12 protein-coding genes are annotated in these 12,189 nt (G+C 44.6%); 2 read left to right on the top strand and 10 right to left on the bottom strand.

The window, feature by feature from the left end; translation table 11 throughout:
- Positions 1–407: 407 nt before the first annotated feature.
- The 9 genes from J7E35_RS17480 to J7E35_RS17440 form a co-directional block, all read right to left on the bottom strand.
- On the bottom strand, positions 408–1,409 hold the full coding sequence (locus tag J7E35_RS17480; protein WP_214781860.1) for an aliphatic sulfonate ABC transporter substrate-binding protein: 1,002 nt from the start codon (positions 1,407–1,409) through the stop codon (positions 408–410).
- A 193-nt stretch (positions 1,410–1,602) separates the two neighbouring features.
- Positions 1,603–2,358 (bottom strand): ABC transporter permease, encoded by a 756-nt coding sequence (locus J7E35_RS17475; RefSeq protein ID WP_214781859.1) that lies wholly within the window; start codon positions 2,356–2,358, stop codon positions 1,603–1,605.
- A complete protein-coding gene (locus J7E35_RS17470) occupies positions 2,342–3,130 on the bottom strand; it encodes an ABC transporter ATP-binding protein (protein WP_214781858.1) in 789 nt (262 codons plus the stop codon). The genes J7E35_RS17475 and J7E35_RS17470 overlap by 17 nt, the downstream gene beginning before the upstream one ends.
- A gap of 168 nt (positions 3,131–3,298) precedes the next feature.
- Positions 3,299–3,604 carry an AzlD domain-containing protein gene (locus J7E35_RS17465; protein ID WP_214781856.1) on the bottom strand — a complete coding sequence of 102 codons (306 nt, stop codon included), beginning with the start codon at positions 3,602–3,604 and terminating at the stop codon, positions 3,299–3,301.
- The gene (locus tag J7E35_RS17460; protein ID WP_353050020.1) at positions 3,597–4,325 is read right to left on the bottom strand and encodes an AzlC family ABC transporter permease; all 729 of its coding nucleotides are present in this window, start codon (positions 4,323–4,325) and stop codon (positions 3,597–3,599) included. The genes J7E35_RS17465 and J7E35_RS17460 overlap by 8 nt, the downstream gene beginning before the upstream one ends.
- 287 nt (positions 4,326–4,612) lie before the next feature.
- Positions 4,613–5,389, bottom strand: coding sequence for an enoyl-CoA hydratase-related protein (locus J7E35_RS17455; RefSeq protein ID WP_214781854.1), 777 nt, complete (start codon positions 5,387–5,389; stop codon positions 4,613–4,615).
- Positions 5,390–5,683: 294 nt separating this feature from the next.
- On the bottom strand, positions 5,684–7,240 hold the full coding sequence (locus tag J7E35_RS17450) for a fatty acid--CoA ligase family protein (RefSeq protein WP_214781851.1): 1,557 nt from the start codon (positions 7,238–7,240) through the stop codon (positions 5,684–5,686).
- A gap of 170 nt (positions 7,241–7,410) precedes the next feature.
- The gene (gene lplA, locus J7E35_RS17445) at positions 7,411–8,400 is read right to left on the bottom strand and encodes a lipoate--protein ligase (RefSeq protein ID WP_214781849.1); all 990 of its coding nucleotides are present in this window, start codon (positions 8,398–8,400) and stop codon (positions 7,411–7,413) included.
- Positions 8,401–8,414: 14 nt separating this feature from the next.
- Positions 8,415–9,149, bottom strand: coding sequence for an MBL fold metallo-hydrolase (locus J7E35_RS17440; protein WP_214781847.1), 735 nt, complete (start codon positions 9,147–9,149; stop codon positions 8,415–8,417).
- 170 nt (positions 9,150–9,319) lie between these two features.
- Here J7E35_RS17440 and yhfH point away from each other — a divergent pair, with 170 nt between their 5' ends.
- Positions 9,320–9,454, top strand: a complete 135-nt coding sequence (gene yhfH, locus J7E35_RS17435; protein ID WP_214781845.1) for a protein YhfH — start codon at positions 9,320–9,322, stop codon at positions 9,452–9,454.
- Between the two features lie 105 nt (positions 9,455–9,559).
- Entirely contained in the window at positions 9,560–9,721 is a 162-nt protein-coding gene (locus tag J7E35_RS17430) for a hypothetical protein (RefSeq protein WP_214781843.1), read from the top strand.
- Between the two features lie 253 nt (positions 9,722–9,974).
- Here J7E35_RS17430 and J7E35_RS17425 read toward each other — a convergent pair whose 3' ends face one another.
- On the bottom strand, positions 9,975–12,173 hold the full coding sequence (locus J7E35_RS17425) for a YhgE/Pip domain-containing protein (RefSeq protein WP_214781841.1): 2,199 nt from the start codon (positions 12,171–12,173) through the stop codon (positions 9,975–9,977).
- Positions 12,174–12,189: the final 16 nt, after the last annotated feature.

The following is a 12,189-nucleotide window of genomic DNA, read 5'->3' as shown; positions in this document are numbered from 1 at the left end:
CGCACATTAAGTCTTTTTATGTGACGATACTCTCGGAGAAGACTCCTTTATCCGCACATTAAGTCTTTTTATGTGACGATACTCTCGGGGGCGACTCCTTTATCCGCACATTAAGTCTTTTTATGTGACGATAATCTCGGAGAAGACTGCTTTATCCGCACATTAAGTCTTTTTATGTGACGATACTCTCGGGGGCGACTCCTTTATCCGCACATTACGTCTTTTTATGTGACGATAATCTCGGGGACGACTCCTTTATCCGCACATTAAGTCTTTTTATGTGACGATACTCTCGGGGGCGACTCCTTTATCCGCACATTAAGCTATTATGTGTGGAAAATGTCTCCTTTTAACAGCAAAAAGGTACCAGGAAAACTCCTGATACCTTTTTCTTTATGCAAGCTTCTTTAATTCTTTAGAAAGCTATCGTCAATCAATGTTTTGAAATCTGGTTTGTCTTTCAGGAACTTCAATGCGTAGGATGAATCCGAGAAGTCCTGGATTGCCTGTGCATCGACTTCATGGGTAAAGCCGATTCTTTCCCATGCCAGCTCGACAACATCTTGTTCAAGCTCCTGTCCTGTTGTTTCTTTAATGTCTTTAATGGTGATTTCCTGTGCTTCTGCTGGGTTTTCATTGATGAATTTCACAGCATCTTTATGAGCATCAATAATTTTTTGGACGGTTTCTGGTTTTTCCTCGATCATCTTCCCGGAAGTGACCATTACGGATGCAGGAAGTGTTTCTCCGAATGATACTTCATCCCAGCCGATAACGACTTCTGCGCCAGTTTCTTTTTCAATTACTGCTGCCCATGGTTCAGGTGCTACAGCGATATCCACCTTGCCTGACTTCAGCATTGCAGCGTACTGTGCCGGCTGGCCAGTAAGGTGCTTCATTGTTCCGCCGATCCGCTGTGACGTGATTCCCTCTGCTTCAAGGTATGTTTCGTACTGAACATCATGTGTGCAGCCTACTCCAGGGGTGATGAATGTCTTGCCTGCGAAGTCTTCAACTGAATTGATCTCGACTCCTTTTCTCGCCAATACAACCGTACCGCCAGTGGACGCACCTGCAATGATTTTAACATCAGCACCTGTTGAGTAATTGTTCATCGCCGGGCCCGGGCCAACAAGACCTGCATCAATCTCGCCCGTTTTCAGTGCAGTCATGAAAGAACCGCCTTCAGCAAATGTCTTATACTCGATTGTGGTTCCATCGCCAAGCTGCTGCTCAAAGAAGCCCTTATCTTTTGCCACCATCGCTGGAACATGGTTGATGTTCGGGAAGTAGCCGATGACGATTTTTTCCTTGCCTGCTGAGGTTGTCGATGAACCGCTTGAACCGCATCCGGCGAGTACCATCGCAGCTGTAAACAACATTGTTAACATTAAAATAGCTTTTTTCATTATTCTTTCCTCCTTATTTTATGAAGTCTGTTTTCCTAAAATTGTTGTTAAAATCCTAAAGCCGATTTTAACGTGATCATAACCATTTTGTATTTCGATACCAAGTTTGCAAGCTCTTTCCTCATTGTGAAGAAATTAAGGTAATTCAGTCTTATTGTGCAGTCAATAGCAACAAAGTTTGAGAAAAGAGCCTTTATGAATCAAGTCCCCAGCGATTAAGCACCGATTTTTCGATACGCTGGAAAATTAACTGGTCTACGATTGTTCCAATGACACCAATAATGATCATGACGCCAATCACGAGCCCCATATTGCCGAAATCCGAGGCGTAACGGAGCGTATATCCGAGACCTGGGCCCGTGCTTAAAAGTTCCCCTGCCATCAGAGCCCTCCAGGCAAATGCCCAGGCCAGTCTTGAGCCGGTTACCACATAAGGGATCGCTGCCGGAAAAATAACCCTTTTATATAAATTCCAGCCTGTCACTCCCATCGTTTTCGCGGCCTTTATAAATAATGGCGAAACATTTTTAATCCCAACTCTAATATTAAGTGTCATGACAAATGTTCCTCCGAGAACCACCACGAAAATAACAGCTTTCTCGTTCATTCCGAACCACATGATCGCAAGGGGGAGCCAAACAATGCTAGGTACACTTTGGAACGCGAGAACGATTGTGCCCAGTGTCTCATCCGCCGTTTTGGATTTTGCGAGCAGGACTCCAAGCGCAGTCCCGATTACAAGGGAGAGACCGAGACCAATCGCAAGACGTTTGAAGCTGGCGATCAGATCATAGATCAAAGTTTTATCCTCGAAGCCTGTGACCAGTGCCTCAAGGACTTTTTCCGGAGATGGAAGGATGATGGGCATCCACCATTCAAGCTTGCTTCCTGCGTACCAGAATGCAATGATTGCTGAGAAAAATATAATTCTCTTAATGTGCGGATTCATCTGCAAGCTCCTCCCTGATGACTTTGTCGATCTCCTTCTTCAGATAACTCATAATATATTCTTCCAGTTCCACCATCTCTTTTTTATGCTCATGGCGGGGCCTTGGAATCTCTACTTTAATATCCTTAAGGATCACCCCTGGCTTCGTTCCCATCACAATGATCCGGTCTGATAGTTTAATGGATTCAGAGATGCTGTGAGTGACGAACAAGATCGTTTTCTGAGTTTCTGCCCAGATCGTCTCCAGCTGTTCATGAAGCCGCGAACGAGTTTGTTCATCCAGAGCTCCGAATGGTTCATCCATCAAAAGGATTTCCGGATTCATCGCCAGCGCCCTTGCAATCGCCACCCTCTGCTGCATCCCTCCTGATAGCTCATGAGGATAGTGAGAAAGGTATTTGCTAAGCTGTACCTTTTGTAATTGTTTCTTTGCTTCCGCTTCGGCCTGTTTCTTTGGCATTTCCTGTTTAAGCGGGAAGAGAACATTCTCCAATACATTCAGCCACGGGAACAGCGCCGCCTGCTGGAAAACCATTCCTCTGTCCTTTCCCGGTTTATCTATCTTTTTGCCAAAGACTGTAATTTCGCCGCTCGTTGCCGGAGTCAGTCCAGCTACTATAGAAAGAAGTGTCGATTTACCGCAGCCGGATGGTCCAAGAATCGATACGAATTCCCCTTTATTTACTTCTAGATTAATATCTTTTAGAATATCAACCTGGTGATTATTTTTGTCCGCGTATTGTTTGTGTACATTGCTGATTTCAATAAACAATTAAACCACCCTATTCTAATAAAGCTTATTGTTTTAGTCGGAATTAATAAAGTTAATTATAATCTATTCATTCATCTTGTCAACATTTCATTTATTTTTGCAATCAGCCCGGCCGTTTTTATTCAGGTAATGATTTATACATAAAAAATAGACCTGCACCCAGCAGATCTAAAAGAAATAAGAATATAAAGTCAAAACGGAGATCGAACCAATTACGACCACTATGACATTTGCTCCCATAAAGGCAACGATGAAGGCGGCGGCGGCTCCGATCAGTCCGTACCAGATGTCTTCCTGAATGAACAGGATTGCGGGGAAGATCAGCGCTCCCAGTGTGGCATATGGGACATTTTTCAGGACGCCTTGCAGGAATGGAGGCAGTTCTTTTCCGCGGAACATTACAAATGGAAGCATCCTCGGTAAATAGGTAACGATAGCCATACCTATGATCATGATGACAATTTCTTTACTCATGTGTTTCTGCCCTCCTGCCTTTCTTGAATGTTTCAACTGCCTCTACAAGAATCGCTGACAGCAATGTTGCCAGCACGATAGCCCAGCCTGTGGACATGAGTTCAGCCATTGTAAATATCGAATTAAACGCAGCTGCGAGTACGGCCAGGTATACAACTTTTACATTACCTTTCATCGATGGGACCAGTAAGCCCACAAACATGGCATATAACGCGACTGACATGCTTTCCTGCAGTGTCTGAGGCAATCCTGCACCGATGAGGAAGCCCAGCCCGGAGAAAACAACCCAGCTCGAGTAAGCAGTAAGGTTCAAGCCAAACATATACCGGGCATTGACAGTACCTTCTCGTGTCGCGGCTACTGAAAATGTCTCATCCGTGATCCCGAATGAATAGCCCATTCTTGCACCTACGGTATCCTCTTCTGCCTTTTCATTCAAGGACGCAGACATGAGAAAGTGGCGGATATTCACGATAAAGGTCGTCAGGATGACTTCAAAGATCCCTATCCCCTGCGCAAGGAGACTTAACGAAATATACTGTGCGGCCCCCGCGAACACCAGCATGCTCATCATGACCGTTTCACCGAGCGCAAGTCCTGTTGTCTTGGCGATCAAGCCAAAGGTAAGTGCAATCGGCATATAACCTATCGCAATGCTGATGCCTGATTGAATTCCTCTTTTAAAATCTGTTGCCTGCTTAACAACCAATGTACTTTCCACTCGCTTCCCGCCTTTCTATCACTATGTAAAATATAAAATCCTTTAATCAATTAAAATATATTATACATACTTCCAGCAGCTTGGAAAAGTGTTTCTTTTATCGAAATAATTTATGCGTATTAATACCCAGGCCCGGCAGACTGCTAAATAAGCAGTTGGTCTCTCGGAAAGTGCTGTCGATATATTTAAAAATCCGCCGATTGATTACAAAAGGAAGTCAACATCCTTATTAGCGGTCAAAAACCCAGTCTTTGCACATAAAAAAACACGGCCGCGGCCGTGTTGAGTTACTTTCCTTTAAAATCTGGCTTTCGTTTCTCGCTGAACGCTGCCAGTGCTTCGAGGCGATCTTCTGTCGGGATGGTGACTTCGTAGGCTTTGCGCTCAATTTGCAGTCCTGTCTGCAGGTCTGCGTTCATTCCCTGTTTGACGGCGTACTTTGCCTGCTGCAGTGCGACAGGTCCGTTAGCCAGCATCATTTCGGCAAATTTCATACATTCATCAAGCAAGTTTTCTTTTTTTACTACTGCGGTAACGAGGCCATAATCGAGAGCTTTCTCCGCTTTCAGCCGGCGCGCTGTCAAGATCAGCTCTAATGCTTTTGCCTGGCCGATCAGCCTTGGCAGCCTCTGGGTTCCTCCTGCACCAGGAATGATCGCCAGGCTCGTCTCCGTCAATCCCATCTGCGTCTCAGCCGCGGCAACACGGAAATCACATGCCAGGGCAAGCTCCATTCCGCCGCCGAAGGCAAATCCATTGATTGCTGCGATTGTCGGCTGCGGCAACTGGTCAATCATCGTGAAGACCTCTCCAATTTTATAGATGTTCCTCTTTACGTCCTCGTCAGACAGTGTACGGCGTTCCTTTAAATCTGCGCCAACACTGAATGCTTTCTCACCCGCTCCGGTAAAAATCACGACCCTTACATCACGGTTTGTCCTGATTTTCTCAATGACCTTCTGCAATTCATCTAGCGTATCATAATTAAAAGCATTTAATGCGTCCGGACGATTCAGCGTGACAATTGCTGTATATCCCTCTAATTGAAATGTGATGTTACCCATACTGATCAACTCCTTCTCCATTGACATTCTAGCCTCAAGGACAAATTTCCTTCTGCTTTTCAAAAAGGCTGTTTTCGTAAAGATTGTTGTTAAAATCCTAAAGCCGATTTTAACGTAATAGTAGGACATTTTGTTGGTCGGTATTAAGTTCGCATGCTCTTTTCTCACAAAAGAGTCAACTTTGCGAAGAAAAATAGGTCATTCAATCCTATTTTGTAGTCAAGAGCAACAAAGTTTGAGAAAAGAGCCTTCAAAAAAGAGGCAGGCACGGGCGCCTGCCTCTCATTTCATAGTTTATTGTCCCTGCAGAACCTGGTTTTTCAATGCTCTTCTTAAAATTTTCCCTGTTGTATTTTTCGGAAGTTCTTCGAGGAACTCGATCACGCTTGGCACCTTGTATTTTGCCAGGTGCTCCCGGCAATAGTCCAGCAGCTGCTCTTCTGTCAATTCAGGATTCTTGCTGACAACATAGCACCTGACTGCTTCGCCGAAATTAGGATCCGGAACGCCGAGGACAGCTACTTCAACTACATCAGGATGGTTATATAATACTTCTTCGACTTCACGCGGATATACATTGTATCCGCCGACGAGGATCAAGTCCTTCTTTCGGTCAACGATGTAGAAATATCCTTCTTCGTCCATGCGGGCAAGATCACCTGTATACAACCAGCCATCCCTGATAGCCGCAGCTGTTTCTTCTGGCATCTTATAATAGCCTGCCATTACGTTCGGGCCTCGGACAATCAATTCGCCAACTTCCCCAGGAGCCACTTCATCTCCCATTTCATTGACAACCTTGTTTTCAACATTCACGATTGAGGTTCCAATTGAACCTGCTTTGCGCGGGCGGTCAAGAGGGTTGAAGCAAGTTACCGGTGAGGCCTCCGACAAACCATATCCTTCTGAAACCATTACATTGAATTTGCGCTCGAAATTCTGAAGAAGCGCAACCGGAAGTGAAGCACCGCCAGAAATACACAGTCGAAGTGACTTAAGGTCTTCGGGATTTCCTTCTGGATACTGGAATAGGAAGTTATACATCGTCGGCACGCCTGCAAAAACAGTTGCCTCGTATTCCCTGGCAATCCGGAACACTTCTGCCGGGCTGAATTTAGGGACAATCAACAGTGTTCCGCCGTTCATCAGCGGCGCATTAAGAGCGACCGTCAAACAGAAAACGTGGAACATCGGCAGAGCTGTGATTACCTTGTCATCTTCATTCATCTTAAGGTAATCGCTTACATCTTTCGCATTGCTGTAAAGATTTTGGTGTGTAAGCATAGCCCCTTTAGGCTTGCCTGTCGTTCCTGACGTATAAAGAATGATTGCGACATCATCATCATTCAGTTCAGGACCCTTGAAATGAAGGTCTCCGGCACCAACGACATGTGTAAACGGTTTCATTTTTGAACCTAAAGAAAGCTTGGACAATTCCTCATCAGACATCTGGCTCTGACCTGTCTCCGCAATCACGAAGTGTTCGACCTTTGGCAGAAGCTGATGCATTTTTTCTGCGAGCGGCAGCATCAGGTCCAGCCCGACGACTACTTTTACATCGCCATTGTTCAAGATATAGCCGATTTCATCTGCTGTGTAAATTGGATTGATGGGAATGACTGTTGCACCGAGCCTTAGCGCTCCGTACATACTGATGACAAAATGTGGAGAGTTTCCTAGCAACAATGCGATATGTTCGCCTTTTTTTACCCCTAGTTTCTCTAGACCAGAAGCAAACTTCGTTACAGCAGCATCTAGCTCTGCATAGGTGCTTGCTTTGTCCATGAAAAAATATGCCGGCTTATTGCCCAGCATTGAGGCAGTGTGATGAAGCTGTGATGAAAGATTCATTAACTCCCTTCCCCCTTTGCGGTGACAAGAGTCACCAAACTTTGTAAAAAGTTTTCTAAATATATTATATTGAAAGAAAATTATGGATTCAAGGAAAATATGTCGAAATTCTACCAATTTTACATTAAATAAATTAAAAACGCGGTATCATCAATACCACGTTTCTAAATTTAATATATTAAGTTAATGAAATCTTCTTTAGAAATATTTCCGAAATAATGTTTGATATCCACTTCTTTCAGCGCATCGGCAACTTGGGACTTTTCATATTTAAGTCCTGTCAGCTTGTCCTCGATTTCGGTGACATCGCCTACACCAAAGAAATCCCCATAAATTTTACAGTTTTCGATGATCCCCTTATTTACCTCAAAACGGACATCGATTTGCCCAACCGGGAAACGATGCGAATGCTGCAGGTTAAACTTAGGAGATTTCCCATAATTCCAATCCCAATTCTGGTATCTTTCTTTAGAAAGCTCATGGATATTTTCCCAGTCTTTCTCTGTTAAGACATACTCCGGAATATCATCCAGTCCATCAAAGATATTTTTCAGCAGAAGCGAACGGAATTCCTCAATTGTCACTTTTTCTGAGAGGAATTCAGAGATATTCGCAACTCGGCTGCGAATGGATTTGATGCCTTTAGATTCTATTTTGTCTTTTTTTACGTTAAGCGCGGAAACGACGCTTTCGATTTCCGAGTCAAACAGCAGGGTTCCGTGGCTGAACATGCGTCCTCTGGTCGAAAATTGTGCGTTTCCGGATATCTTTCTTCCTTCTGCAAGCAGGTCATTCCTCCCGCTTAACTCTGCATCGACTCCAAGTTTTCTTAAGGCAGTAACTACTGGCTCGGTAAACTTCCTGAAGTTGTGGAAGCTTTCTCCGTCGTCCTTCGTGATGAAGCTGAAGTTCAGATTGCCAAGATCATGGTATACAGCTCCGCCTCCGGATAACCTGCGGACAACGTGGATGCCATTTTTCTCGACATATTCCGTATTGATCTCTTCGATTGTGTTCTGGTTCTTGCCAATGATGATGGATGGTTCGTTTATATAAAACAGTAAGTAAGTTTCATTGATATCCAGGTTCTTCAAGGCATATTCTTCAATTGCCAGGTTGATCCTTGGATCTGTGATTCCCTTATTATCAATAAATAACATGGTTGAGTCTCCTTTTATAGAGTGATTTCGAGCCCTTCCCTCGCAAGGGCAACCGGGCCATTGAAAACTGTAGAAGCTTCAGAAACAAGCTGGTCAATTTCTCCGTAATGCGGCAAATGGGTAAGTACCAGCTGTTTAACGTCCGCTTCGGAAGCAAGCTTTCCGTTATCATAGCTATTCATATGCCCCGCACCTTTGCCATCCTGGTTCCCGTAAAAATTACACTCAGAAAGCAGCAAGTCTGCTCCCGAAGCAAATGGGATGAACTCTTCCTTAAATGAAGTATCGGCAGTATACACAAGTGACTTACCTCCAGCTTCAATCCGCATTGCATAGCAAGGAACCGGATGGACGGCAGACAAGAATGAAATCGTGAAAGGCCCTATGTAAAGTTTTTTTGCCGGATCATAAGCGATCCCTTTTGTGATGTTTTTATATGTAAGCTTCGCAAACTCCTGCTTGTCCTGAGTATGTCCGTAAATTGGAAGCTGCGGGGACTTTTTCCCCAGGAACCCCTGTATCAGACGGGCATGCTGTAATACGCCTATGTCAGCGATGTGATCCGGATGATAATGCGACAGTACCAAGGCATCCAACTCTTCTGGCTGGACAAAATTTTGGAGTCTCGCCAGTACGCCGCTGCCAAAGTCGATCATTAGCTTAAAACCTTCATGCTCGAGCAAATATCCAGTGCTGGCTTCATTCACCTTTGGGTATCCACCCCAGAACCCTACTATTGTCAGCTTCAATGATTTCCCTCCTATTATCACGCTTTTTCTTTCACTATACTTCATTTTGCCCATTTTTTCACTTTAACGGCTTTTTCAGAAAATTATGATTGACGCCATCCATTCTGTTATAATACAATATAGTAAATAATAAATCTGTACCAAAACACAACTTATTTGGAGGGAACAGCATGATTGAAAATGTCGTAGAATTCTTTCGTAATTTGCCGAAGAAGCAATGTATTGAGTGTGGAGAATCGATTGATGAACAGCATGAATGCTACGGAAATAAGTGTGATGGATGCATGGACCCTGGTAAACTATAAGAAAAGCGCAAGCGCCTTGTTCAGCCCGACAAGCGTTGCACGCCTATAACGCCACGTCCTGTGTCTGGCGGGTCTAGCACATCGTGTGCCACGGAGGGCTGACCAGTGAAGTCGTTCTTTGACTTCATTGGACGGACCGAAGTCGATAAGTATAGCCGACTGCCCAGAAACACAGAAACTGGAGACTCCGACCCTGCCGGCAGAGTTGAAGTTTCGGAGTTTCTAGGAGGCGAAACTAGACAAACGTCTCGAGCTGCTCAAAGCTGAAGCTTCTCGCAAGATACTCAAGAGAAGTACTCTCGGGGATGAAAACTGGCTAGGCGGTGGAGCTGGACAATTCTCGAAGTAGATTTATACAACTATAAATCAAGATTAATTCGTTTTCCTTCCCCGGTTTTCCGGGTGTAATACAATCCCTTTCCCGCAGTTGTCAAACTGCACATGAAAAGCCAGCTCGATATCTTTGAGCTGGCTTCTTTTTTGGTTATGGCTGTTTTTTCGAATTGATTATTGCTTTTCGTTATTCAGCTAACATGGCGAATTTCCGTTTGAACATCCAATTGAAATATAATGCTGTGCCTGCAGCCAGGACTAAAATGTACCCGCCCAAAATCCCTGCATTTTGCCACATGAAACAGAAATCCCCGCTTGAAATGACAGCTTTGAATCCTTGTACTGAATAAGTCATTGGCAAAAACGCATTAAACTTCTGTAAAAATCCTGGTATTAATTCCAGCGGGAAAGTTCCTGCGCTTGTCGTAAGCTGCAAAATCAGGATGACGATTGCAACAAAACGGCCTGGATCTCCTAACAATGTCACAAGGAACTGGATCAATGCAATGAAAGTCAGGCTTGTAACAATCGAGAAAATAAGGAATAGCGGAGTGCTCTCTACCTTTAGACCCAGCCCTAAAAGAAGGATGGCATCTGCTGCAAGTGCCTGCAATACGCCGATTCCTGCCAGAATACCAAATTTTCCGAAGAACCAGCTTACGCCGCTGGCAGGAACACCAGCTGGTTCCCTTAATGGGAATACGATTGAAAGCAGCAATGCACCGACAAATAAACCAAGAGATAAAAAGTATGGTGCAAACCCTGTCCCATAGTTTGGAACTGCTTTGTATGTTTCACTTTGCAGCTCGACTGGTGCCGCCAGCATATTATAAGTATCCTCATTTGGATTAAGCTGTGCTTCTCCTGCTCCCTTCTTCAGCTTTTCAGCAAGCTCTGCCGTCCCATCCGCCACTTTTGTATTGCCTTCTGCCAATTTTTCAGCACCTGATGCCAGTTGATCCGCGCCATCCGTCATGGCTGCGGAACCAGATGCCAGCTGATCCATTCCACCAACAAGTTTGGAACTTCCATTCGCCAGCTCAGCAGAACCAGCTTTCGCCTCACTTAGCTTGTCACCGAACTGTTGAAGGCCAGTATGAAATTCTTCATGTCCGGCTGCCAGCTTTGCAGCACCTGTTTCAAGTTGTCCACTGCCTGCTGCAAGTTCAGAAATTCCCTGTTGCAGCTGGTCCTGTCCTGCAATTACTTCTTTTAAGCCTGCTGAAATTGTCTCTGAACCGGCAGCCAGTGCACCTGCCGAATCCGAAAGTGTCGATGTTCCCTGTTCAAGGCTTGCACTGCCAGCTTCAAGTTCATTAAGCGCCTGGGCTAGCTTTTGCTGTTTATCAGGATATTCACCCAATAAAGGCGCCATAGCCTCCATTTGCTTCTTAAGCTCTTGAATGCCCGCATGAAGTTCAGCTGCACCGCCGGCAGCTTCATCAGCCCCTGCTTTCCATGCTGATAGGTTCTGGCCGAGCTTTTCAGAGCCTTCTTCAATTTGAGTAGTTCCCTTGATCATTGCTGGTATCTTGCTATTTATTTGATCTAACCCTGCTTTAACTCCTGAAGCTCCTGCCTGTAAATCTTTCTGGCCTGCCAGAAGTTTCCCCGAAGCATCCTCCAGCTTCGTTTCGCCTTCCACCAATTGGCCAAGGCCCCCAGCTAGTTTCCCAGCTCCAGAAGCCAACTCTTTTGTTCCGGAATTAGCCGAACTTATCCCCTTGTTGAACTCAATCGACTTGCTTGCCAAACCAGATAAATGATTATACAGCTCCTGGCTGCCATCCTTTAGCTTGACTGCTCCGTCGTTCAAGTCTGCAGCTCCGTCACTCGCTTTTGACAGACCATCGGCCAATTCGCCGATTTTGTCAAACATGGTTTCAGCATACGTTTCAGAAACCTTCTCGGACACGGATGCTTTGATTTTTTCTGCTGCTGTTCCCCCAATCTGTGCCGATAAGAAATTGAAGCTCTCATTAGGCATATAAACAAGCTCAAGTTTTTCAGGATGATCTTCCATCAAAGTTGATGCATTCTCAGAGAAATCTTTAGGGATTTTGATGAGCATATAATATTTTTGCTGCTCCAGCCCTTTAGTCCCTTCTTCTTCGGACACAAACTCAAATCCAAAATCCTTATTTTCCTTTAATTTTTCAACAAGGTCATTACCCAGTTCCAGCTTCTCACCATCAATCGTTGACCCTGAATCACTGTTGGCAACAGCAACGGGAAGATCTGAAAGATGTTCGTACGGATCCCAGAATGCCCATAAAAACATTCCACTGTAAAGAACCGGTATGAACAAGACGGCAATGATCGGAATAAGAAGCTTCTTATTGCGAAAAATAGATAGTAATTCTTGGGTGAATAGGTTTCTTTTCATTTTAGTCCTCCATGTT

The organism is Bacillus sp. ISL-45, assembly GCF_018613195.1.
Classification (GTDB): Bacteria; Bacillota; Bacilli; order Bacillales; family Cytobacillaceae; genus Mesobacillus.
The sequence above is the reverse complement of the archived record's forward strand: the minus strand, read 5'-3'. Positions and strand labels throughout refer to the sequence as shown.